This is a genomic window from Pelobium manganitolerans, assembly GCF_003609575.1.
Lineage (GTDB): Bacteria > Bacteroidota > Bacteroidia > Sphingobacteriales > Sphingobacteriaceae > Pseudopedobacter > Pseudopedobacter manganitolerans.
Map to the genome: position 1 here is coordinate 187,360 of NZ_MBTA01000025.1, position 23,539 is coordinate 210,898.

General features: G+C 43.1%; 29 protein-coding genes. 19 read left to right on the plus strand and 10 right to left on the minus strand.

The window, feature by feature from the left end; all coding sequences use genetic code 11:
* Positions 1 to 114 precede the first annotated feature (114 nt).
* Entirely contained in the window at positions 115 to 1,362 is a 1,248-nt protein-coding gene (locus BCY91_RS11125) for a site-specific integrase (RefSeq protein ID WP_120182040.1), read from the plus strand.
* A gap of 7 nt (positions 1,363 to 1,369) precedes the next feature.
* Positions 1,370 to 2,422 (plus strand): PDDEXK nuclease domain-containing protein, encoded by a 1,053-nt coding sequence (locus BCY91_RS11130; protein WP_182995362.1) that lies wholly within the window; start codon positions 1,370 to 1,372, stop codon positions 2,420 to 2,422.
* Between the two features lie 424 nt (positions 2,423 to 2,846).
* Here the strand turns inward: BCY91_RS11130 and BCY91_RS11135 are convergent, their stop codons facing one another.
* The 6 genes from BCY91_RS11135 to BCY91_RS11160 all read right to left on the minus strand — a co-directional run bounded on the left by BCY91_RS11135 (position 2,847) and on the right by BCY91_RS11160 (position 9,848).
* A complete protein-coding gene (locus BCY91_RS11135; RefSeq protein ID WP_120182044.1) occupies positions 2,847 to 4,895 on the minus strand; it encodes a copper-translocating P-type ATPase in 2,049 nt (682 codons plus the stop codon).
* An 80-nt stretch (positions 4,896 to 4,975) separates the two neighbouring features.
* Positions 4,976 to 7,603, minus strand: a complete 2,628-nt coding sequence (locus tag BCY91_RS11140; protein ID WP_120182259.1) for a multicopper oxidase domain-containing protein — start codon at positions 7,601 to 7,603, stop codon at positions 4,976 to 4,978.
* A gap of 7 nt (positions 7,604 to 7,610) precedes the next feature.
* Positions 7,611 to 8,066 carry a heme-binding domain-containing protein gene (locus tag BCY91_RS11145; RefSeq protein ID WP_120182045.1) on the minus strand — a complete coding sequence of 152 codons (456 nt, stop codon included), beginning with the start codon at positions 8,064 to 8,066 and terminating at the stop codon, positions 7,611 to 7,613.
* Positions 8,067 to 8,071: 5 nt separating this feature from the next.
* The gene (locus BCY91_RS11150; protein ID WP_120182047.1) at positions 8,072 to 8,635 is read right to left on the minus strand and encodes a DUF3347 domain-containing protein; all 564 of its coding nucleotides are present in this window, start codon (positions 8,633 to 8,635) and stop codon (positions 8,072 to 8,074) included.
* A 28-nt stretch (positions 8,636 to 8,663) separates the two neighbouring features.
* On the minus strand, positions 8,664 to 9,128 hold the full coding sequence (locus tag BCY91_RS11155; protein WP_120182049.1) for a DUF305 domain-containing protein: 465 nt from the start codon (positions 9,126 to 9,128) through the stop codon (positions 8,664 to 8,666).
* Between the two features lie 33 nt (positions 9,129 to 9,161).
* Positions 9,162 to 9,848: a DUF305 domain-containing protein gene (locus BCY91_RS11160; protein WP_120182051.1), complete on the minus strand. Its 687-nt coding sequence runs from the start codon at positions 9,846 to 9,848 to the stop codon at positions 9,162 to 9,164.
* A 213-nt stretch (positions 9,849 to 10,061) separates the two neighbouring features.
* Between BCY91_RS11160 and BCY91_RS17960 the strand changes: the two genes are divergently transcribed.
* Positions 10,062 to 10,196, plus strand: a complete 135-nt coding sequence (locus BCY91_RS17960; RefSeq protein WP_262696801.1) for a hypothetical protein — start codon at positions 10,062 to 10,064, stop codon at positions 10,194 to 10,196.
* A 166-nt stretch (positions 10,197 to 10,362) separates the two neighbouring features.
* On the opposite strand, the gene BCY91_RS17620 is transcribed toward BCY91_RS17960, so the two are convergent.
* From BCY91_RS17620 to BCY91_RS11180, 3 genes are all read right to left on the minus strand, one after another.
* Positions 10,363 to 10,533 carry a hypothetical protein gene (locus BCY91_RS17620; RefSeq protein ID WP_182995363.1) on the minus strand — a complete coding sequence of 57 codons (171 nt, stop codon included), beginning with the start codon at positions 10,531 to 10,533 and terminating at the stop codon, positions 10,363 to 10,365.
* A 68-nt stretch (positions 10,534 to 10,601) separates the two neighbouring features.
* Positions 10,602 to 11,216 carry a hypothetical protein gene (locus tag BCY91_RS11175; protein WP_120182054.1) on the minus strand — a complete coding sequence of 205 codons (615 nt, stop codon included), beginning with the start codon at positions 11,214 to 11,216 and terminating at the stop codon, positions 10,602 to 10,604.
* 38 nt (positions 11,217 to 11,254) lie between these two features.
* Entirely contained in the window at positions 11,255 to 11,656 is a 402-nt protein-coding gene (locus BCY91_RS11180; protein ID WP_120182056.1) for a hypothetical protein, read from the minus strand.
* Between the two features lie 158 nt (positions 11,657 to 11,814).
* On the opposite strand from BCY91_RS11180, the gene BCY91_RS11185 reads away from it, so the two are divergent.
* Entirely contained in the window at positions 11,815 to 12,396 is a 582-nt protein-coding gene (locus tag BCY91_RS11185) for a Crp/Fnr family transcriptional regulator (protein WP_220699473.1), read from the plus strand.
* Between the two features lie 44 nt (positions 12,397 to 12,440).
* Here BCY91_RS11185 and BCY91_RS11190 read toward each other — a convergent pair whose 3' ends face one another.
* A complete protein-coding gene (locus BCY91_RS11190; protein ID WP_120182060.1) occupies positions 12,441 to 12,722 on the minus strand; it encodes a hypothetical protein in 282 nt (93 codons plus the stop codon).
* Positions 12,723 to 12,923: 201 nt separating this feature from the next.
* Here BCY91_RS11190 and BCY91_RS17625 point away from each other — a divergent pair, with 201 nt between their 5' ends.
* The 15 genes from BCY91_RS17625 (at position 12,924) to BCY91_RS11265 (ending at position 23,537) form a co-directional block, all read left to right on the plus strand.
* Positions 12,924 to 13,115: a hypothetical protein gene (locus BCY91_RS17625; protein ID WP_182995364.1), complete on the plus strand. Its 192-nt coding sequence runs from the start codon at positions 12,924 to 12,926 to the stop codon at positions 13,113 to 13,115.
* 12 nt (positions 13,116 to 13,127) lie between these two features.
* The gene (gene trxA / locus BCY91_RS11200; protein WP_120182064.1) at positions 13,128 to 13,424 is read left to right on the plus strand and encodes a thioredoxin; all 297 of its coding nucleotides are present in this window, start codon (positions 13,128 to 13,130) and stop codon (positions 13,422 to 13,424) included.
* 53 nt (positions 13,425 to 13,477) lie between these two features.
* Positions 13,478 to 13,879 carry a hypothetical protein gene (locus tag BCY91_RS17630; RefSeq protein ID WP_120182066.1) on the plus strand — a complete coding sequence of 134 codons (402 nt, stop codon included), beginning with the start codon at positions 13,478 to 13,480 and terminating at the stop codon, positions 13,877 to 13,879.
* Positions 13,880 to 14,009: 130 nt separating this feature from the next.
* The gene (locus BCY91_RS11210) at positions 14,010 to 14,630 is read left to right on the plus strand and encodes a TlpA family protein disulfide reductase (protein ID WP_120182260.1); all 621 of its coding nucleotides are present in this window, start codon (positions 14,010 to 14,012) and stop codon (positions 14,628 to 14,630) included.
* Positions 14,631 to 14,667: 37 nt separating this feature from the next.
* Positions 14,668 to 15,114, plus strand: a complete 447-nt coding sequence (locus BCY91_RS11215; protein ID WP_120182068.1) for a protein-disulfide reductase DsbD domain-containing protein — start codon at positions 14,668 to 14,670, stop codon at positions 15,112 to 15,114.
* A gap of 27 nt (positions 15,115 to 15,141) precedes the next feature.
* A complete protein-coding gene (locus BCY91_RS11220; protein WP_120182070.1) occupies positions 15,142 to 16,845 on the plus strand; it encodes a protein-disulfide reductase DsbD family protein in 1,704 nt (567 codons plus the stop codon).
* Positions 16,842 to 17,297, plus strand: coding sequence for a methyltransferase family protein (locus BCY91_RS11225; RefSeq protein ID WP_120182072.1), 456 nt, complete (start codon positions 16,842 to 16,844; stop codon positions 17,295 to 17,297). Before BCY91_RS11220 ends, BCY91_RS11225 begins: the two co-directional genes overlap by 4 nt.
* Before the next feature lie 76 nt (positions 17,298 to 17,373).
* The gene (locus BCY91_RS11230; RefSeq protein WP_120182074.1) at positions 17,374 to 18,168 is read left to right on the plus strand and encodes a sulfite exporter TauE/SafE family protein; all 795 of its coding nucleotides are present in this window, start codon (positions 17,374 to 17,376) and stop codon (positions 18,166 to 18,168) included.
* A gap of 62 nt (positions 18,169 to 18,230) precedes the next feature.
* Positions 18,231 to 19,673 carry an MBL fold metallo-hydrolase gene (locus BCY91_RS11235; RefSeq protein WP_245989094.1) on the plus strand — a complete coding sequence of 481 codons (1,443 nt, stop codon included), beginning with the start codon at positions 18,231 to 18,233 and terminating at the stop codon, positions 19,671 to 19,673.
* 35 nt (positions 19,674 to 19,708) lie between these two features.
* The gene (locus BCY91_RS11240; RefSeq protein ID WP_120182076.1) at positions 19,709 to 20,029 is read left to right on the plus strand and encodes a rhodanese-like domain-containing protein; all 321 of its coding nucleotides are present in this window, start codon (positions 19,709 to 19,711) and stop codon (positions 20,027 to 20,029) included.
* A gap of 26 nt (positions 20,030 to 20,055) precedes the next feature.
* Entirely contained in the window at positions 20,056 to 20,892 is an 837-nt protein-coding gene (locus tag BCY91_RS11245) for a universal stress protein (protein WP_120182078.1), read from the plus strand.
* Positions 20,885 to 21,442 carry a YeeE/YedE family protein gene (locus tag BCY91_RS11250; protein WP_120182080.1) on the plus strand — a complete coding sequence of 186 codons (558 nt, stop codon included), beginning with the start codon at positions 20,885 to 20,887 and terminating at the stop codon, positions 21,440 to 21,442. Before BCY91_RS11245 ends, BCY91_RS11250 begins: the two co-directional genes overlap by 8 nt.
* Positions 21,443 to 21,451: 9 nt before the next feature.
* The gene (locus BCY91_RS11255; protein ID WP_120182082.1) at positions 21,452 to 21,865 is read left to right on the plus strand and encodes a DUF6691 family protein; all 414 of its coding nucleotides are present in this window, start codon (positions 21,452 to 21,454) and stop codon (positions 21,863 to 21,865) included.
* Positions 21,865 to 22,317 (plus strand): rhodanese-like domain-containing protein, encoded by a 453-nt coding sequence (locus BCY91_RS11260; RefSeq protein ID WP_120182084.1) that lies wholly within the window; start codon positions 21,865 to 21,867, stop codon positions 22,315 to 22,317. The genes BCY91_RS11255 and BCY91_RS11260 overlap by 1 nt, the downstream gene beginning before the upstream one ends.
* Positions 22,314 to 23,537, plus strand: a complete 1,224-nt coding sequence (locus BCY91_RS11265) for an MFS transporter (protein ID WP_120182086.1) — start codon at positions 22,314 to 22,316, stop codon at positions 23,535 to 23,537. The genes BCY91_RS11260 and BCY91_RS11265 overlap by 4 nt, the downstream gene beginning before the upstream one ends.
* Positions 23,538 to 23,539 lie beyond the last annotated feature (2 nt).

Below are 23,539 nucleotides of genomic sequence, written 5' to 3' on the forward strand. Positions count from 1 at the left end.
TCGGTTACCGGTCGCTTCTTCCGAAATTAGGTAACCGAATTCAAGATTAGGTAACTGAATTATTTGAATTCCATTATTTAAAGAGCTGATTTTCAAAATTTAAAATTTGAAATCATGAAAATTAATGAAGATTTATCGGTACTGTTTTGGTTATTCAAGGCGAAGAAGACGAAAGATGGAATGATTCCAATTTACGTTCGGATCACCATAAAAGGTGTGCGCGAGGATTTTTCCTCGGGAAAGAAGATTCATGCAGACTATTGGGATGATGAGAACGGGAAAGCAAAATCCTCCTGCCCGGATGCCAAGCAGATCAATAGTTATATCCGCAAAACTCAGGTTGAGCTTGAGAAGCACTATGAGCGCTTGAAAGGCGACAATGAGGTGATAACACCAAAAATGGTTAGGGAGGCTTATCAGCCCGCTCCAGTTAACAAAAAAACGCTCATGCAAGCCTTTGTTTTTCACAATAGCTTATTCAGCCAACTTGTGGAAAAGGGAAAAGGATCTCCCGCTACCCTAAAGCGCTATGAAAGGCTCAAGGGAAAAGTAGAAGGTTTTCTAACTAAAAAGTTTAAGGTTGAGGATATACCATTGGAGGACATTGAATATGCAACTGCCACAAAATTCTACCACTATCTCTTGATGAATGATATTGATGAAAATACTGCAATGAAGTATGTGAAGACTTTAAAGCAGGTTATTAAAAAGGTTGTGGATCACGGTTGGATCAAGTACAATCCTATTGCTGGGTTTAAATGTCCGTATAAAGACCCCGACAGAGATTATCTCGAAATGAAAGAAATCTTGTCTATTTACAAAAAGGAAATCGAAATAGAACGTGTAGCCACCGTTAGGGACGTTTATATTTTCTGTTGCTTTACAGGCTTTGCTTATGAAACGGTTTACAGCCTTCAATACGAAAATATCTTTACCGGAGTAGATGGACGCCTCTGGATTTCAAAAGACAGAGCTAAATCAGGAACCGAAGAAACTGTTCCTCTTCTTCCCATTGCCATTGAGATTATAGAGAGGTATAGGAATCACCCGTATTGCCTGGAGAACGATAAGTTGCTTCCGGTTAATTGCAATCAGCGATACAATGCATACTTAAAAGAAATCGCCGATTTATGTGGCATTAAAAAGAATCTGACAACCCATACAGCCCGGCATACATTTGCAACAACCGTTACACTTGAAAATGATGTCCCGATTGAAACTGTAAGTAAAATGCTCGGACACAAGGATATCCGTACAACTCAGATCTATGCAAAGATCACTAAGCGCAAAATGAGTAATAATATGAAGGATCTGCAGGAAAAGCTATTCTGTGAGGAGGGATTTTTAAGAACAGCATTATAGGTGAATTATGGGAACTATCAATAACACACTTCTTCATTCCGTATCTCTTTTAATTGAAGAGTCGAGAAAGGTATTGGTAAGAAACGTAAATACTACAATGGTATTTACCTACTTCCACGTTGGGAGGATGATCGTTGAAGAAGAACAGCAAGGTAGCCAAAGAGCAGCATACGCCGAATCGATAATATCCGAATTAAGTACCCATCTCACCCGGGAGTATGGGAAGGGGTTCTCGAAACGGAACTTAGAGTATTTTAGGCAGTTCTATCTCTTATACAGAAGTAAGATTGCGCAATCGCTGATTGCGCAATCTAAACAATCAGCTGAGCCGTCTTCCATTGCGCAATCACTGAGTGCGTTTTCTGAGGTATTTCGATTAAGCTGGACTCACTACATTCACTTGATGAAGATTGAAGATTCTGAGGAAAGAAAATTCTATGAGATTGAAGCCATTTCAAACAACTGGTCTGTAAGAGAGCTACAACGGCAATTCAGCTCTTCACTTTTTGAACGGCTGGTTCTAAGCAAGAATAAAGCTAGCATTAAAGACCTCTCTTCAGTTGGCAACGTCCTTGAAAAGCCTTTTGACGCTTTAAAAACACCTTTTGTTCTCGAGTTTTTAAATCTGAAAGAAAGTGAATCTTATTCCGAAAGCGATTTGGAAACCGCTATAATCAATAAGCTTGAGCATTTTATGATGGAGCTTGGTAAGGGATTTTTATTTGAAGGGCGACAACGACGGATTACGCTTGTCGGTGACCACTTTTATATAGATCTCGTGTTTTATAATCGGTTACTAAAGTGCTTCGTCTTAATTGACTTAAAAATTGGAAAGCTTAGCCATCAGGATTTAGGACAAATGCAGATGTACGTTAATTACTATGACCGCAAGATTAAGTTACCTGACGAGAAAAACACCATTGGTATTGTCTTATGTAAGGAGGAGAATAAGGCAGTTGTAGAATTTACCTTACCCCTGAACAACGAACAAATTTTTGCGAAGGAGTATAAGTTGTATCTACCAAGTAAAGAGGATCTAAGGAAGCAACTGGAGGTGTAAGTGCAGCAACCTATTCAGTTTAGATTAGAGGGAATGTGTGGCTATTGAATAAAAACGATTTGGATTTAGGAACGTCCCTTCCTAACATATCATGGATTATACTTATAAAAAAACTGAACTTATCAATAATTTCGGTATTTCGAGTGGCGATTTGCAGAACAGTATATTCCGAAAATTCGAAGATCGATACAATTGATGCTTTGTCTTATTGTATTTCTTTCTGATCGTTTGCAGCAGTCGGCAACCAGAACGCTCACTTCTTCCGGTAATCAGCATCACATCTTTTGGGTAGATACAAATTCTTTCAGTTATCATAGCTTTAGAATTAAAGACGCAAGGTGAAAAAAAGCTAAATTTTTGAATGGACATTTTTTAAAGTGTACCTCAGTCAGGATCATGGTTTCGTGGTAAAATATTAGGGTTCCTATAAGCTTCTTCTCAGCAGCTGGGCGTTGATGGCGACAATAATGGTGCTTAAACTCATTAATACAGCCCCAGCTGCGGGACTAAGAATAAATGAGGGATATAAAATGCCTGCAGCAAGTGGGATTGCTACAACGTTATATCCTACCGCCCACACCAGGTTCTGAATCATTTTACTGTAAGTTGCTCTGCCAAAGCGAATCATGGCAGTTACATCACGAGGGTCGCTGTTTACAAGAATAATATCAGCTGTTTCCGCTGCCACGTCTGTTCCGGAACCGACAGCGATGCCGACGTTAGCCTGAGCCAGGGCGGGAGCGTCGTTCACCCCGTCTCCCGTCATAGCTACAATTTCCTGTTTTTGCTGAAACTCCAGCACTTTTTGTTGCTTCTGATCAGGAAGAACGTTAGCCAGGAAGCCATCCATTCCCAGTTGTTTTGCTACCGCGGCAGCAATTTGTTCGTTATCACCTGTCAGTAAATAGGATTTTATTCCCATGGATCTTAGCTCATCTACTGCCTGGCGGGAAGTAGGCCTGATTGTGTCTGCCAGAGTAATTATACCAACCGGCTTCCCTTCAATTAGTACAAAATTGAGCGTCTCCAGCGACTGGTTGATCTGTGGGGGGATTTCCGGCAGCGCCTGACCATTTCCTTTAAAATAATTCGGACCGGCTGCAACCACCTTCCTGTCTTTAACCCATGCCGAAACACCTATCCCGGGAAAGTACTCAAAACCGGATGAGGGCCATAGCTCCAACCCTTTTTCCTTCAGCAGTGTCAAAACTCCTCTGGCAATATAATGCTCAGAGTGCTGCTGGATAGCCGCAGCGTTCTGAAGGATCTCATTTTCCGAGAACTGAGGGTCAAGAGAAATAACCTGCTGAACCTTGTGTGCACCTTCGGTAAGCGTTCCGGTTTTGTCATAGATGACGAGGGTTAATTTCCTGGCATTTTCAAAGGCAGTACGATTGCGGATCAGAAGGCCTCTGGTAGCCGCTCTGGAGGTAGAAATGGCAACCACCAAAGGAATGGCAACGCCGAGCGCATGCGGACAGGAAGTAACCATCACGGTCACCATTCTCTCGAGCGCAAATGCAAGGTCGCCTTCTTTTCCAAACCAGTAAATAAAAGTACCCGTACCAACAGCGAGGGAGATATAGGTGAGCCATTTGGCTACGGTATTTGCCAGATTTTGCGTCCTTGATTTCGTGGCCTGAGCCGTCTGAACCATATCTATTACCTTATTAAGGTAGCTCTCTTTTCCCGTTCCGGTAACAAGAACTTTTATCGATCCGTCGCCGTTGATTGATCCCCCAATCACCGGATCCTCTGTCTCCTTATTTACAGGAACACTCTCGCCGGTAAGCATACTTTCGTTAATTGAAGAATGGCCTTCAGTTATTTTCCCATCTGCAGGAATTTTCTCGCCGGGTTTGATCTCGATCAGATCCCCCTTCTTTAAATTGCTGAGGGGAATATCAACCAGGGAACCCTCCCGATAGACATGCACATCCGAAGGAAGCAAAGCAACCAGTGATTCCAATGCCCGGGAAGCAGCCAGTTGAGATCGCATCTCAAAATAATGTCCCAGCAGCATAATGTCGATCAGGGTAGCCAGTTCCCAGAAGAAATCCATTCCCTTTAAACCAAGAACGACTGCGGCACTATAGGCAAAAGCAGCCGTAATAGCTATGCCGATCAGGGTCATCATACCCGGATTAACCCTTTTTAGCTCACGATACATTCCGACCAGAAACGGTTTCCCTCCGTACAGAAAAATGATCAGACCCAAACCAGCCAAAACAAAACTATCACCGGGAAAAGCAATGCGATAACCGAACCAAAGCTGAACCATTTCCGACAGAAGGATCACCGGGATGGTGAGCGCGAGGCAGATCCAAAACCTTCTTAGAAAATCTTCTGTATGATGCCCGGCATGTTCGTCATGGGCACTGTGCTCTGCAGTTCCACGATCTCCAGGCTTTTTAATCTGTTTCCCATGCTGCTCATGCTGGTGGTGTTCGGAATGGTGATGCTGATGGTTCATACGAAAAACTTGAACTTAAAAGTGAGGAACGGCTGCTGATTTTCCTGTTCCTGAACCTCTTGCCATAGAAGAAGGTCAGATCAGTAGGTGACCGTCAAACCAGCGCCGTATCCCATATCGCTATCATAGTGTGTAGACAATGAAAAATATTTCGTTAAGACGTATCGCAGCCCTCCCATAAATTCCCGGTCGGTATTCCCCATCAGTGTGGCTCTTAGGCGGTTGGTTACAGGAATATCCTCTCGCCTTAACTGGAACCGTAGCTTTCCCTTGCTGTCGATACGGAACTCTGAGTTAACGAGCATAGGAAGCGTATACTGGATACCCGCAACGAAGGCTTTCCGGTTATTCTGATTGGTGCGCTGACCGAACATATTCTTTTCGGTTTCATTCTCAACATTGTTTTTATGGTAGTCGAAGCCGATGAAAGGAAAGAGCCACTGCATTTTGCCAAAGAAGCGACCGAAGTAGGTTTCGCTCTCATATCCATATTTTGATTTTATTCCCAGGCGCCACTCGGTAGACAAGCGATAACGGGTATTGTTGAAGGCCGCTTCCCCATCGCTGCCATTGCTTTCCAATCCCACATTGGTCATGAAGTAGTACATGTTGCTGTTTTCTTTCACGAACATACGGCGGGCCCGGGCAGGGTCGGGAAGTTCAGGGTTTGGGGGCGAATTCACATAACTGAAGACGCGTCCCATACCGCTCATCATATGATAAAGGATGTGGCAATGGAAAAACCAGTCGCCGCTTTCTGAGGCTGCGAATTCAATCGTATCTGTCTCCATCGGCATAATATCGATAACATTCTTCATTGGAGCGTATTCTCCCTGCTTATTCACTACTCTGAAATCGTGACCATGCAGGTGCATGGGATGCCGCATCATGGAATTGTTGAACTGGATAATCCGTACGTTTTCCCCTTTTTTAATCAGGATCTTGTCGGATTCGCCTACTGTTTTATTATCGATCGTCCATACGTAACGATTCATGTTGCCCGTTAGCTCGAACCGGAATTCCCGCCATGGGCCTTCCTTTAAAGTTGTTTTTTCAGTCGCCCGAAGCATTCCATAATTCAGGGTAACCATATCAGAACCGGTGCCAGCATTCATGTCATGGCCTTCGTGCCCCGCAGGCTGAGGCATCTGATGTCCTTCGTGTCCCTGCATCTCTCGGGGAGCTTTCCTCGTGGTGTCCGCTTCCTTAGACTTGTCCATGTTGTGCATGTCATGGCCTTCGTCAGCCGGCATCCCGTTTTCTTCGCCCGTAGCTTCCGGATACATCACTGAATTCATATCCATCTGCTGGTTACTCATCTGCATCCCCATGGGCTCCATGTCCCCATTCATTTTCATCATGCCATTCATCATCTTCATGCCCTCGAAGTACTTCAGTTTCCCTAAAGGTTTTGCGGGCATCTTCATCCCGCTACCAAGCCAGAGAGAGGTGGATTGTGTCCGGTCTTCCGCAGTCGCCAAAAATTCGTAGGTCATATTTTCAGGAATGGTCACAATGATATCGTAAGTTTCAGCAGTGGCAATAATTAGACGATCTACCTCTACGGGCTGCACATCATTCCCATCGTTCGCCACCACGGTCATTTTTCCTCCGGAATAGGTCAGCCAGAAATAGCTGGAAGCACCGCCGTTCACTACCCGGAGCTTGACCTTATCGCCGGCTTTGAACTGAGGAGCCTCGGCAATGGGCTTGCCATTGGTGAGGAAGCGATCGTAGGCTACGTCACTCACATCCATGGCGGTCATCCGCTTCCATTCGTTAATCAGCTTCGTTTTAAAATAGCCCTTTCTGATCGCCTCCCAGTAACTCTGGGTGGACCCTTTTCTTATGGCAAACCAGTCTGTAGCATTATGCAGCGATCTGTTTACTTCCATAGGGTTCATATCAGTCCAGTCGCTTAACACGATTGGAATTGCAGGAATGGATGGTTCGTTCGGTTTATTAAAGATCAGCGCGCCATACATGCCGCTCTGTTCCTGCAGTTCAGTGTGACTGTGATACCAGTAGGTTCCGTTCTGAATGACGGGAAACTTATACACATAGGTTGAATGAGGCTTAATCGGCATTTGAGTAAGATAGGGTACCCCGTCGAAACGATTGGGCAGGAACACTCCATGCCAGTGAATGGAGGTTTCCATATGCATCATATTATGCACATAAATCTCAGCGGTATCTCCCTGGGTAAAAGTTAAGGTCGGGGCAGGAATACTACCGTTAATTGCCACCCCCTTCCTGTTTTTTCCGGTGAAATTGACTATTGTATCGTTCACATACAGATCGTAGCGTACCGTTTTAGGCTTATAGGTGAGTCCTGGTTTTTCAACTTTGTGTCCGGCTTTTGGAACTGGGCGTGCTTTTTCCACCGGATTTTGAACCGGCATCTGTTCTTTCTGTAGTGGCGTGGCTTTCGCAGGTGGCTGTTTTTTTACAGGAGCAGGTTTGCTTACTTTTTTCGGCTGCTGCTTTTTGGGTTCTGCCGGCTTAGCGGGCGCGCTCCGCTTTGCTGTTTTCTTAACCAGTTCCATCCCGCACTTCGGGCATCTGCCCGGCTTATTACTGATCACTTCAGGATGCATTGGACAGGTATAAACCTCTTGTCGTACAAGCAGTGCTGACTGATCAGAAGTTTGCCCGAAAAGTGCCACAGAGGAAAAAGTAAATACCAGATAGATGAGTAGTGTTTTCATGATCATTTTAATTAAGGCTCGCCCGCACGCTGTCGATCCATTTCACTAAAAGCTCCTTTTCCTGCGAGCTAAGCCTTGCTTCGCTATGAATGATGGTGTAAGATGACAGAGGCATGGATCCGTCTTCGATACTTTCAGCCATCGACTTCAGCCTGCTTTTTCTCCGGCGGGCCGAATAGTCTTTAAACTCAGACAAATTCAGTTCCTCTTTTCCCTCTTCTATATGGGAAGACAGCCACCAGCCGAAAGGTTGGATATAAGAATACCAGGGGTAATGGGTTGAATTGCTGTGGCAGTCGTAACATGCTTTGCCAAGGATAGTCTTCACATTGGGAGGCATTGGATAAACACGGAAAATGTCAGCCGATGTCTCCGGTGCTGTGTTGTTTTTTGAAGACTGAAAAAGCTGCATAACAACAAATACAACAACCAGAATCAGCAATATTTTCGTTTTAAGGCCCATGCCTGCTATAGTTCTTCTTTAAGCGTTCCACACTCCGGCATCGACTTTCCTAAATAAGGGTTCTGAACCTCTTTGGTTTCGCTGACCCAATTAGCGCCTTTGCCTTCATTATACATGGGGCAATGCAGATAGTAAAGCTTCTGATCTCCTCTGACAGCTTTTTTAAGATCATAAATATCTTCGCTTAAGGTTTCAAAATGTTCCCTCTGGTGGCTGATATTTCCGACGTTCCTGGAGATGTGGGAAGCATGATCAATTGCATCTTCCCGGATGTCTTCAAATGCTTTCAGTTCAGCTTCCTTCATGCCCGACGTGTTGATTTCTTTAAAGCTTGCAGCAAGTTGCTTTCCCGCTTCTGCCGCAGCCTTGTCATCGTCTTTTACCAGCGCGTTTTTCAAATCAAGGTAAGCTGTCATTATTGCTTCAGCTCCTCGATCGGATTTTCTACTTTCAGTTGCTTGTTGCGAAGTATCAGAACTGCCTCCACGAGCTATTTCCTTTTTCGAATCGCTCTGGCAGGATACCAGGAGCATAATAGCTGTACTAATAGTGATCAGGGATATTTTCATGCAGTCTTTGAATAAGATTATTTGTATTTCAGTCCTTATTTTCCATTCGCTTAAGCATCTGTTTCATTTCAGTAATTTCCTTTTCCTGGGAACGGATGATTTGTTCAGCCAACCGCTTCAGTTCCGGATCTTTCAATTTCGCCTCCTGGCTCACCAAAATGGCAGAAGAATGGTGAGGAATCATTGCTTTTATATACTGACGATCACTTATAAAGGTTTGATTTCTAAGAAACACCAGCGTCAGGATGAACACGGCAATGCTCGTTAGAGCAATTATCCCATTTAATCGCTTGTTGGGGTACATCATGGGCATCATTGCCAGCATCAGCAAGGCCATCGGGGCTACCATAAGCAAGGCCATATAAGCCCGTGTAGTACTCAGATACACATGATCCAGCTTGTCGACATTAAGGAACATCACCGCGTACATGATGATAAATGATGCCAGTAGCATCCATCCAAACTTGTTATAATTATTCGGTTTATTCTCCATTCCAATGATTTGTTTTTACACTATCGCTTAAGACTATTTTTTATGTTTATCCAGCCACTCGTCTAGCTTCTCAATGTCTTTTTTCTGCTCCTTCATGGTTTTCTGAGTCATCGATTTAAAGTTGGCGTCCTTAGCGTGTTTCACAATCATTTCACCCATTTCGACGCCGTCCTTATGGTGTTTTTTCATCATGGACGCAAACTGATGATCGGTGCTCTTCGACATGTCATGGCCCATCTCCATCATTGATCTCATACTCTTATCCATGTCTTGCCCAAGACCTTCGTTTTTATTCGCCGGATCATAATTTTTCGGACCGGATTTATATTTGTCAGCAATGGCCTCCAGATCCCGGATTTCCTTCTTTTGTATATCGATCGTTTTCTGAGCCATATCTTTCAGCTGCTCATCGGTTCCGGATCTGAGCTCTGCTTCCGACATATCGATTGCTCCCTGATGGTGATGTTTAAGCATCATCGCCAGATCGTAATCGGCATTGCCGGTCATTTTCATTCGGTGCATTTCTTTCATCATAGCATTCATGCCCGCCATCATGGAAGAGTCTTGACCCATCATTGAGGTATCTGATCCCATACTGGACATGTGCTCGTTAGCAGACGTGTCTTCAGTGTTGGTTCCACTGCGAGAATCGGGATTTTGGCAGGCGCCAATAAGTAGCCCGAGGGCGATGCACGAAAGAACGATTCTAATTGTTTTCATAGTTTTGGAATTAGTTGATCTATCAGAATGTTTGACTTAAAATCGGACCGCATTAGCAGCTGGTATCTAACAATACACATTGAAAAAAGTAATTGTTTTTATAATTATACCCGTTTGAACCGAGGGATATTCGTCCTTTTTTGAATGTACATTTTTAAAAGCGTACCTCCAGGAACTGCCCCCTTATAATCTTTGTATGCTAATCTTTTTAATATGGCTACTGAAATAATTACAAGCGAAGATTTGCAGCAGTTCCGGGTTCAATTATTAGAGCATTTCAAACTGCTTTTAAAAGATTATAAAGATCTTCCAAGAAAAAAATGGCTTCATTCAAATCCTTTGAGGTGATGACCATGTTGAATATCACAAAAAATACCTTAAAAACCTATAGGACAATAGGGATCCTATACGGCAAGAAAATTGGCGGAATTTATTATTACGCTTACCAGGAGATTCAAGGATTACTTCAAAAGAAATAAAATAAATTAATTAATGGTGGCAGGTCTTCTACAAATCAACTTTGATCAAGATTATTTAAATCATTGAAGATTGCTCTGGCGGCATCAGAACTGATAAATTTCTGAGTATTCTTTTTGACCTCCTGAACGATCTTTTCTTGCTGGTGTTCTGAAGCACCCGGGATAGACTCTATAACTCGCACCCTTTGTATTACATTTTCTATCATGTGCGCGTCGTGTATATGCTGAGGAAAATGTATAAAGCCTCGACTCGGGCGGATTTGAGGCTCGCTGTTTATGTTTGTATGTCTTTGATCACTGACCATACCATAAACCGTAAGAACTTGCAGTATGTGGCAACAAAGGAACCGTCAGAACTGGCGAAGATGGTAAAATCCAAAGTTCGTGTAAAGTAGTAGTCTAGTCCGGTAACATTTATATTATGAGCGCGAATTGAATCAGTTAGAAACAAGTTAACGTCCGGGAATTTAACAGGGGTTGCTCCACCTCTTAGATAATCCTTCCACTCTCTTTCAACCTCAAAAAGAGACCCATAATATTCCTCTTTGACATAGTCCGGATTTTCAAGTTCGGATAGTAATCCTCGCCAAAGAAGGGAGATTAAAAAGTAATAAAGATTCTCATCATATTCGAAGAGTCTCCTTTTTTCCTCTAGAAAAGGATTAAAAATTTTCTCTGCAAACCACTTTTCCCTCTTGCTAAAATCCAACTCGGCCCTTTCTGACAAGTAGTAGCCTTTTTTACCGTCTTGTCTTCGCCTATTCGGGTCAACGACTGTCCTGAGATAATTAGATCCAGTTTTTTTAAAATAATCGATAATAAACTTAAGAAGAATGTGGCTTTCCTTCAATTCGCAGGGCTCCTCATATAGTTTACAAATACCAATCATATTTTAAAAATTGTAGTTCTTAGAAAAATAGGGATTGCCTATTCAAACTCCTCTCTGTCTTCTCTCGCCCATTCTATACATTTATTGACACCGCACTGCAACGCAAGTAAAAATGGTAAACCGTCCTTTCCGACAGCGCTATTAGGGTTACAAAGCTCTAATAATGCGCTGAGTGAGTTGGAAAACCAGGAATAATTTCCTCGAAGAGGGGGAATTGCCTGTGCATTTAAATATCTGATCGCACCCAGCAGTATTGCTTCGGAATCCGGAATATCTTCTATCTGATAGTAACACTGTTTTGCAATTCTTACAAATTCATTTGTCATTTCAGACAATTCTGCCATCTGTTCAGGGAGACGTTCAATCCGGGCCTGTTCACTTTCCCACATTAAATCGTCAGCTAATGAAAAGCAGGCCTCAAATACTTTTGCTTCTTCCATGTGTTACTTTTAATATCGGAAAATTAAGAGATGTTAGACAAGTTTGGATTCGCATAGAAGTCGACTATTCCCTATATTTTCCCCTACCTTTGCATATGCCCAATGAATTAACAGTATCCCAATATATCAATCAGTTCTTTCCTCAATTCGAGCCTGGCTTGAAGGAAAAGCTGATCGCAAATTGCTATATCAAAAAGTTTGAGGCCGAGGAAGTAATGATGTCTCCCGGACAATACTTTCGCTCTACCATGCTTATAGTGGAAGGCCGGGTAAAGCTTTATCGGCAGGGCGAAGAGGGCAACGAGTTTTTCCTGTATTACATAGAACCGGGTGGAGCATGTGCTTTGTCGATGATCTGCGCTGCAAGGCAGGAAACCAGTGAAGTAATGGCTAAGGCCGTTGAAGACACTGTCGCCTTACTTATTCCCATACAGCTGATGGACGAGCTGATGCGGGATTATAAGACTTGGTACTATTTCGTACTGGAAACCTATCGTAACCGCTATGAAGAACTTCTTACGATGGTAGATAATATCGCTTTTAAAAGCATGGATGAGCGATTGGAATTTTATTTGAAAAACCAGTCAGAGAAGCTGGAAACAAGGCAGTTAAATATCACTCATCAGGAGATTGCCAATGACCTCAGTACTTCACGTGAAGTGATATCAAGGTTATTAAAGAAGATGGAACAAAGAGGTTACCTAGCCCTGCACAGGAATTATATAGAGTGGAAAAAGTAAGATTCTTTAATTTCGAACAAGGGGCTAAAAAATTTATATAGAAACTAAATGTGGAGGTTTTTATAATGCTTTTCGACCTCTGTACCGATGAGATTAACCGTCTCCTGATCGATCATTCCTGCAACAATGCTCCACGAATTATCACCATTGTTGATTATCGAAATTGCTTGCCCGTCTAATTCGAAATCAAAAGTTTCTGTATTATGAGTCAGAAACAAGGTTCTTTGTTCGCCGTTTCCATTCAGATCTACGGTAATACTAAAAGGCTGTTTCATCTTGTCCATACTTCCTTTAACTATGCATTCAGATATTTGTTTATGATCCATGAATTTGCATCAGTAAACGCCTCGGGATTTGAAATTTTACAATTAATTCCCAAGTCCCGCTTTCAGACCTCCTGGTGACTTTTGTCACAAACATTCGTTTCTATTCTCCTGACTTTTGTCTAAGGAAAACGAGAGACGAATGGAAACACTTAGAAAAACATTACTCACCGGTTGGAATTTATGAGGTGGTTGAGGTTAGCAATGGGGGTACTTGTTGCTTACCAAGCTTTTGAATTACAAAACGGACTATTAGGACTTCTGGCAGGCTTGTTTGTTTTCCAGGCCCTGGCAAATGCAGCTTGTTGTGGAACGAGCGCTTGTAATACCACTCCGAGGAAGCAAAACATCGATAAAACAGTGGATGTTGAATTTGAAGAGATTAAGGGTAGATAAACAGAAAGAGATATGGCAACATTTTTTGAGATCATAAATTCTGATAAACCTGTATTGGTTGACTTCTCTGCAGAATGGTGCGGCCCGTGTAAGATGATGGCGCCTATTTTAGAGCAATTAAAAGGATTGGTTGGTGAGGGTGCAACGATTTTGAAAGTTGATGTGGATAAAAACCCTGAGGTAGCTCAATCTTATCATATCCACGGAGTTCCTACTTTAATCTTATTCAAAAACGGAGAAACGAAATGGCGGCAGTCTGGCGTCATGCAGGCTTCCCAGCTAAAGCAGGTCATTGAAAAATATACTTAATTCACTTTTGAATCGTTACACTACACAAGAGAAAGAATACATTTAAGGGAAAAATGGTTAAACAGCTCAACGGATTTTCTAGAAAAATTGGCTTCTTGTCGGTATTCTTACTGACAATAAGTTTCCTTGTGCTGGGCTCGTGCCCCTTGAAAAAGGCCATTAACGTTTACTTGAATGGTACCAACCAAACGGAGCATACCGGTGGCGGGCAAGGGAAAAGCCTCGCTTCCGTTATATGTGTCGCTGGAGAAAGTAGCTTCAGTAAGAAAATGTCTTTGCCTGAGCGTCCGGCAGAAGCTAATGCGCCCTTGTTTACAGCTGTATTAATTACTGCTTTTTGGGCTATCTCGGCCATGTTTAAATCCGATTCCCTGATTTTATTTTCCAGGGAACGTGAACCCTTACCCCTGTATTCTGTTCCCCTATATCTTCGGAACAGGACCTTTCTGATTTGATTTCGCCCAAACTTTCTTGTATCTGAAAACCTGCTTACAGGCTTTCACAGGCTGCACTATGTCTGGTTCAGCACTAATTATTCAATTTATTTCTTACGACTCTTCGGAGCCAACTATTAAACACCAAAAAATGAAATCTAAGATCTTTTCTAAGGCAGGCATCTTTTCTGCTATTATCATACTTATTACTGGAATTTTATTAATAAGCCCGGATGCGAAAGCGCTTTTATTTGGAGGCGCAAAAAATAACACCAGTGAATCTGAAATCAACGCAGAACAGGAAGCATCCGTTTCTGCTCAAGAGGTAAACAATGAATCTACAGGAACTGCAGAACTGGCTCCGGCCCCATCAGTGGTATTTAAAGATGGCAGTGGTAAAACCGTGGATATTTCTAAACAAAAGGGAAAGGTCCTCTTCATTAACTTTTGGGCGACCTGGTGCCCTCCTTGTATTCAAGAGATGCCATCTATTAATGAGCTTAAAAAGCAATTCGACGAAAAAGACATCCAATTCCTCATGGTAGATGTAGACGATAACTACAAAAAGTCGAGCAAGTTCATGGTGAATAATAAGTACGACTTGCCAGTATATACCGCGGTTAGTTCGGTTCCTCAGGAGTTCCTTTCAGGATCCATCCCAACGACTGTAATAATTGACAAAGATGGTAAAGTAGTTGGCAGGCATGAAGGTGGTGCAGATTACATGAACCCGGAAATTGTAAAGTTTTTTAAGGAATTAACAAGTAAATAAACAACTCCCAGATATTGGGTAGTCCAATAATATTAAGATGAAAAATATCCTTTTCCTGATAGTAGCACTGTTTTTCAGTGCTACTTCATATTCTCAGATTTTGAAGCCGGTGAAGTGGTCGTACGCGACAAAAAAGACCGGAAAAAACGAGGCCATTATCTACTTGAAAGCAACGATCGATAAGGGCTGGCATATTTACTCGCAGAGGGTACCGGAAGGCGGTCCCGTAAAAACAAGCTTCAGCTTTACTCCCTCTTCTTCTTATAAGAAGTTGGGGGCAACCCTGGAGCCAAAGCCAAGTACGGCGTTTGAAAAGGCTTTCAACATGAAAGTCAGCTACTTTTCAAATACAGTCGTCTTTCAGCAAAAAGTAAACCTCTCCAGGCTACCTGCAGTAGTTAAGGGAAAAATTGAATATATGGCCTGCGATGACTCCAGATGTCTTCCTCCTGAAGAGGTCGATTTTAGTCTTACAATTAAATAATCATTTCAATCATTAAACGATTTTAGGATGATCAGGCTGATCTATCTCGTTATATTAACACTTCTTATCAGTGTCACACCGATATTGGCGCAGGAGGAAAGTATTGCAGATACTTTCACCGATATTGAAAATCTGCAATTTACTCCCATCGAACAGAATGGGGACAGCATTCAAGCGGAAGGCTTAGAATTCACCGAAATCCCAGCGGAAACCGATGAGCCAAAAGAGAGCGGTAGCGAACCGACACCAACAACACGGAAGGCAAAAGAAACCTCCAGTTCGCTTTGGTCGATTTTTCTGGCTGGCTTACTTGGTGGTTTCGCAGCTTTTTTAATGCCCTGTATATTCCCTATGCTGCCTCTAACAATCAGCTACTTTACGAAGGCAGCCGAAAACAAAGGAAGAGCTATTGGACGATCGCTGGTATACGGTATTTCCATTGTCGTGATTTACGTAGTATTGGGTTTATTGGTAACAGTGCTTTTTGGTGCTGATGCCCTCAACGCCCTATCCACAAACGGAATTTTCAACTTCGCATTCTTCCTGCTGTTACTGGTGTTTGCTACTTCCTTCCTTGGAGCATTTGAAATTACCCTTCCAGCATCCTGGGTAAATAAAATGGATGCGAAGAGCGAGAAAAGCGGATGGATGGGGATCTTTTTTATGGCTGCCACACTGGCCCTGGTATCTTTCTCCTGTACCGGACCAATCATCGGTACGCTATTGGTGGAAGCTGCTTCCACCGGAACCTTGCTAGCTCCGGCAATTGGAATGTTCGGATTCGCGGTGGCACTAGCTATTCCATTTGTGCTGTTTTCTATGTTCCCATCCTGGATGAAGTCCTTGCCTCGTTCGGGTGGATGGCTGAATATGGTGAAAGTGGTACTGGGCTTTCTGGAACTCGCCTTAGCCCTGAAATTCCTGTCGAATGTAGATCTGGCTTATCATTGGGACTGGTTTGATCGTGAGGTATTTCTTTCCCTTTGGATTGTGATCTTCGGTCTACTTGGACTTTACCTTCTGGGTAAGCTGAGGTTTTCTCACGACTCAGATAATTCTGTCATCAGCATCCCTCGCCTTAGTTTTGCTATTATGACTCTCTCTTTTACGATCTATATGATCCCTGGCTTGTGGGGCGCACCTTTGAAAGCAATTTCGGCATTCTTTCCGCCTCAGACTACGCAGGATTTCGATTTGTATACTAATTCGATCTCTTCTGCAGGTATACCTTTAGATCAAAAGTCGAAGAGGAAGTACTCCGATATTTTTCATGCACCCCTCAACCTGAATGCTTTTTTCGATTATGAAGAGGGTTTAGCCTATGCAAAGGAAGTGAACAAGCCTGTGCTTATCGATTTCACCGGACATGCCTGCGTAAATTGCAGAAAGATGGAGTCAACCGTCTGGCCCGAGAAGGAAGTTTTGCGCAGGCTCCAAAACGACTATGTGTTGATTCAGCTGTATGTGGACGACAAGACCGAGCTACCGTCAAACGAGCAAAGGGTTTCATCTTTCAGCGGTAAAAAAATCAAGACAATTGGAAATAAATGGAGTGACTTTCAGGCAAGTCGTTTCAATTCCAATTCTCAGCCTTACTATGTCCTGCTTGACCATGATGGCGAAATGTTAAATGAGCCTCGTGGTGCAGATTATGATCCTGAGTCATTTGCTGATTTTTTGGATGAGGGTAAAGTCCGATTCGAAGAAAAGAAGCTTACTTTAGTTCAATGAAACGATTAAAAGCAAAAGATATACTGTTCGTCGGTCTTCAGCTTTTGCTTTTCATTTTATTTTTTCTGTTGCCATCCCGGCAGGGATGGCAATCTCCTTCCTGGGTTAAAGTAGCGTTCCTGGTTATAGCGATCATGGGTTTATTGATTGCAGTACTTGCCCTGCTTCAGCTAAGAGGAAATTTAAGTCCATTTCCCAGGCCGGTATCCCAGGGAACTCTTATTCAAACCGGTTTATACAAAAAGATACGGCATCCCGTATACACTGGACTGCTTCTGTTTTTCTTTGGGTACGCTATGTGGGAACCAAGTTTGTTCAAACTCTTTATCGCCTTTCTTTTGCTGCTGTTGTTCTATTTTAAGTCAAGCTACGAAGAGAAATTGCTGCTCGAAAAGTTTCCTGAATATAGAGAATATCAAAAACGCAGCTACCGATTCTTCCCCTTCCTATAGCTAAGCCACACCGGGTGACTTTTGTCACAAACTCCAGAAATTCTAAGCATGACCTTTGTAGTATCAAAACAAAATAATGGAACTACTAGGCTATATTGCATCAGCTTTAATCGGGATCTCACTGGGATTAATAGGCGGCGGTGGATCGATCCTGACCGTACCGGTGATGGTTTATCTTTTTGGGGTATCTCCCTTGCTGGCAACTTCTTACTCTCTTTTTATTGTTGGTTCAACCAGTCTTATCGGATCCGTAAATAATTTTCGTAAAGGGCTAGTGAGTTTGAAAGCGGCTTTATTTTTCGGAGCCGCCTCTGTAATCACTGTATTTGCAACACGGAAATTTCTTGTTCCGATCATTCCCAGGGAAATAACTACAATAGGCGGATTTACCATTACAGAATCATTCCTCACCATGGTGCTTTTCGGATTACTAATGCTGGTAGCATCCATTAGCATGATCCGGGACAAGAGTGGAGCCGGTCCTGAAAAAGAATGCTCCGACTGCATTAAATTTTTCAAACTACTCGGCTATGGTATTAGCATCGGATTAGTTACCGGCTTGCTTGGTGCCGGAGGTGGTTTTCTGTTAATTCCAGCCCTGGTGTTTCTGATAAAACTGCCAATGAAAAAAGCGGTGGGGACATCTTTGGCAATTATTGCCATGAACTCGCTATTCGGTTTTGCCGGAGATTTAGGACACTTTACTATCAACTGGACTTTCCTTTTAACCATTACAGGAATTGCAGTGGCCGGAATATTTGTAGGCGGCCTATTGAGCAAGAAAATACCGGGAGAAAAGCTTAAAAAAGGCTTTGGCTGGTTTGTTCTGGTAATGGGTATTTACATCATTTTCAGAGAAATAAGCGGATAGTTCCTTCTGTAACAAAAGTCACCGTCCCTGCTTTAGGAGATACCGAAATTTGTACTATCAAAATGAAATTAAAGAATAATAAAGATATGATCCTTGAACAAATTTACACCGGATGTTTAGCACAGGGTGCTTATTACATTCAATCGGGAAACGAAGCTGCGATTATAGATCCACTACGGGAAGTCAGTCCATACATAGAAAAAGCTAAGGCAAACGAGGCAATCATCAAGTATGTTTTTGAAACGCATTTCCATGCTGATTTCGTTTCAGGACACGTAGATCTTTCAAAACAAACAGGCGCTCCCATTATCTACGGACCGAATGCCGACCCCAGCTTTGAGGCTTACATTGCCAAGGATAACGAAGAATTTAAAATTGGGGATATAACCATCAGAGTTCTTCATACTCCCGGCCACACAATGGAATCGACTTCGTATCTTTTGATTGACGAGCAGGGGCAAGAGACTGCTTTGTTTTCGGGTGATACACTATTTATCGGAGATGTTGGCCGCCCCGACCTGGCACAAAAAGCAGCGGATATGACTCAGGAACAGCTTGCCGGAACTCTTTTCGATTCCCTGAGGACTAAAATCATGCCCTTGAATGATGACATCATTGTATATCCTGCCCACGGTGCGGGTTCTGCTTGTGGCAAGAATATGAGTAAGGAAACTACTGATACGTTAGGCAATCAGAAGAAAACCAACTATGCGTTAAGGGCAGATATGACCAGAGATGAATTCATTAAGGAGGTTACCCATGGTCTGACTCCTCCTCCTGCATACTTTCCTTTAAATGTAAAATTGAATAAGGAAGGCTACGAGAGCTTTGAAACCGTATTGAAAAAAGGAACACAGGCTTTAGATCCTGAAGCTTTTGAGGCAGCAGCGAATGAAACCGGAGCCCTGCTTCTAGATACTCGTGATCCTCAGACATTCGCGAAAGGTTTTGTACCGAATTCAATCAATATAGGGATTGATGGAAGTTTCGCTCCATGGGTTGGGACTTTAATTCCGGATATTCAGCAAGAACTATTAGTGATCACGGATGAAGGCCGGGAAGAAGAAGTTATAACCCGTTTGGCCCGCGTTGGTTATGACAATGCCTTAGGATATCTGAAAGGCGGCATCGAAGCCTGGAAAGCAGCCGGAAAAGAAGTGGATCAGATTGAGTCGATCACTCCTGAGGAGCTGGCTGACAGAGTAGCAAATGGTAAGGAAGTGAATATCCTGGATGTGCGGAAAAATACAGAGCATTATTCAGAGCATCTGATCAATTCAGAAAACGCGGCTCTTGATTACATCAATGACGCAATGACTCAAGTGGATAAAAATAAGCCCTACTATGTGCATTGTGCAGGTGGATATCGCTCCATGATCTTCAACTCGATACTTCGTGCACGTGGCTTTGATAATCTTATAGACATCAAAGGCGGATTTAAAGCGCTGAAAGAATCAGGAAAATTTGAAATTAGTCCTTATGTATGTCCAAGTACAATGGCCTAAGCATAAAAATCTATTAATCATTAAAAAGCACAATCATGTTTAACAGCATTTTTTCAAAGAAAGAAAACGATTTAGACGGAAAGAATTTCAAACAGAAGTTTGAAACAACAGATAAAGCAGAGCTGATTGACGTACGTACTCCGGGAGAGTTCTCCTCTGGTAGTATTCCCGGAGCAAAGAACCTCGATTTGATGGCTCCTGATTTTCAAAGCCGGGTTCAAAAGCTCGATAAAGACAAAACTTACTTCCTGTATTGCCGTAGTGGCAACAGGAGCGGAAGCGCGGCATCGCTTTTTGAGAAGCTTGGATTAAAATCTTACAATTTAGTTGGTGGAATTGGAGCGTGGCCACGATAAGGGCGACCTCTTTTATCAATAAAACAATGATGGAAACTCTAAATATTCTAATTCCTACCGATTTTTCTGAAGTGAGTTCCCTGGCTATAGAAATGGCGCAGGTGCTTGAAAGAAAAATCCCGATCCAGATTCATATGCTTCATGTGATGCAGGTGAACGATTCTGATTCCGACTATCTTGAAGGTCGCTCTGATGCTGTGCTGGAGAGCAAGAAGTTGGAAGCCTTAAATAAGTTTGAAGCATTGAAAAGCCGCGGGGCGAAATTCGAAGCGCATATACGTGTAGGGAAACTGACAGACCAGATCAATCTGGCCACTGCTGAACTGGGAGCTGACCTGGTATTAATGGGCACTAAGGGTTCTGATGGATTTATGGAAATGATTTCCGGATCGGAAGCACAGCACGTGGCCCGCTATTTACAGGTTCCTGTTCTGACAATACGTCCGGGAACACCGATGCTTGACCTGAAAAACATCCTTTTAGTTGCTGACTTTGAGCAGTTTGGAAAAGGCATTCAGATCGAGACCATTAAGAAACTGGCAAAGGCTTTTGACAGCACCATCCACCTGCTCCAAATCCTGACCGAAGGTGAGGAAAAATATGCGGATGAAATTGAAGCGCAGATGAAGTTTTTCGCCGAGGAACATCAGTTGGAAAAATATGAGACACATCTGTACCGCGACAGAAAAGTTACCGATGGTGTCAGAAATTTTAACCGCGAGGCCGAGATGGATCTGGTATGTATCAGAACTAACGCCCGTAAAGGGATTAATCATCTATTGTTTGGCAGTATTGCCGAACGTTTGGTGAATCATTGCATCAAACCTTTATTGACATTTCAAATAAAAAAACAACATGCTTGAACTACTTAGACAGCCCTGGCCCTGGTATATTTCGGGAGCGGCTATTGCTTTCATCATGGTATTGCTTCTATTTTTCGGCAAATCATTCGGTGTATCGGCAAACCTGCGCACCATGTGTACTATCGCTGGTGCCGGAAAAAAAGTAAAGTTCTTCGACTTCGACTGGAGAACTCAAAAATGGAACCTCCTCTTCCTGTTCGGATCTGTGCTGGGAGGCCTTGTGGCCTCAACCATTCTTCAGAACGAGGAGCCGCTTCGCCTGTCAGCAGCTACGATCGAAGATCTGAAAAGCCTGGGGATAGCCTTCGACGGCGGATTAAACCCTTCGCAGCTTTTTACGGCAGATGTTCTTACATCCCCGAAAGGGATATTGGTTTTACTCATTGGCGGAGTACTGGTAGGCTTCGGAGCCCGGTATGCGGGAGGATGTACCTCCGGACATGCGATCAGTGGTCTTTCCAATATGCAGCTCCCTTCTCTCATAGCAGTGATCGGATTTTTTATAGGTGGTTTGGTAATGACTCATTTACTACTCCCATTAATATTTTAAGAGATAAAGATGAAAGGATTAAAATATATTTTAACCGGACTGGTCTTCGGCGTAATCATGGCCAAGTCTGAAGCCATTTCATGGTACCGTATCCAGGAGATGTTCCGTTTCCAATCGTTCCACATGTACGGAATTATCGGAACGGCTGTGGTACTTGGGGTGTTGGCTGTGTTTCTCATCAAAAAATTCCGAATGAAAGACACTCAAGGCAATCCAATTACCTTTCAGGATAAAGATAAAAGCTGGCCGAGGTATATTATCGGAGGCTCAATCTTCGGCCTAGGCTGGGCCTTAACGGGAGCATGTCCCGGCCCGATGTTCGTAAATATCGGTTACGGCTATTTGGCAATGATCATCGTCGTGATCGGAGCCCTTTCGGGTACTTATTTATATGGGTTAATTAAAGACAAACTACCTCACTGATGCAGAAGACAACATTAATTACATTTGTTCTCACCCTATTTGTAGCGTTTACGTCCTGGGCGCAATTTCCAGCGAAGCCACAATTGGTAAAGGATCCCTGGACTAGAACTGACTTGATGGCCCCCGCTTCGCTGGCGGCTATGATAAAAAATCCGAAAGGTTCAAAACCGCTTATCTTCAATATAGGCGTGGTTGAGAATATCAAAGGGGCAAGAAATATGGGTGGTGCTAGCGAAAAGGAAAATCTGGACCGGTTTAAGAAGGCTTTATCAAGCATTCCAAAAGCTTCAACGGTAGTTGTTTATTGTGGCTGTTGTCCGTTTGACCGTTGTCCGAACATCCGTCCGGCCTTTACCGCCTTGAAAGCTGCCGGATTCAAGAATGGGAAGCTTCTAAATTTAGCAACCAATATTAAAGTCGACTGGATCAATAAGGGCTACCCTGTAGAATGAGCAGTAAAATCCAACTGGGGCTCCGGCAGAACTGGAAGCAGTTCACGCTTCTTATAATCATAAATGCCTTTGTTGGGGGAATGATCGGTCTTGAACGTTCGATCCTACCCGAGTTAGCGCGGGAAGAATTTGGGATTGTAGCTAAATCCGCACTTCTTTCTTTCATTGTTGTTTTCGGTTTTACAAAGGCTATAGCAAATTACTTTGCAGGAGCACTTGCAAATACTGTTGGCCGGAGAAAGCTCCTGATCTACGGATGGCTTTTTGCCATCCCCGTGCCGATCATACTTATCTTCGCTGAAAGTTGGACCTGGGTAGTTGCTTCTAATGTGCTCCTGGGGATAAGTCAGGGATTAACCTGGTCATCCACCGTGGTGATGAAGATCGACCTGGTAGGAGAAAAGAACCGGGGACTGGCTATGGGACTTAACGAGTTTGCTGGTTATCTTGCTGTCGCGCTGGTAGCTCTTCTAACCGGTTTTATTGCTTCTGAATATGGCCTCAGACCCTATCCTTTTTATATCGGAATTGCTATTTCCACTCTGGGCCTTGCTGGCAGTATTTTTTTGATCAGAGACACCAGGGGCTTCGTCTTAACAGAAAAAAAGACATCAACCATAAAACCGCTTGACAAAGTTTTTCTTGACACAAGCCTTCGTCATCCAAATTTATCATCAATTACGCAGGCAGGTTTAGTTAATAATTTAAACGATGGAATGGTCTGGGGGCTGCTTCCTCTTCTTTTAAGTAATCATGGATATGGACTGAAGGAGATAGGGATGATTGTTTCGATCTATCCTGCAGTATGGGGACTAGGGCAGCTTTTTACCGGTAGACTTGCTGATAGAATAAATAAAAAGACACTGCTATTTTGGGGCATGTTTGCCCAGGGCTTAGCTCTGTTGCTGTTAATCCCTGCATTCGAGTTGACTCATTACGTGCTTATCTCAGTAGTTTTAGGGATAGGAACTGCTGTGGTATATCCAACCTTTCTGGCCGCTATTGCAGATGAAACGAGGCCCGAACAAAGGGCTGAAAGTCTTGGTATTTTCAGGCTATGGAGAGATTCCGGCTATGCTTTTGGTGCAATCCTTTCAGGAATCCTTGCAGATACTTTCGGTCTTTCCACGGCTATCGCAGCAATCGGTGGGTTAACTATTTTATCATCCCTGGTTGTGCAGCTTAGGATGATCCCCGGACAAAAGAAAGGGAGGTCATAGCG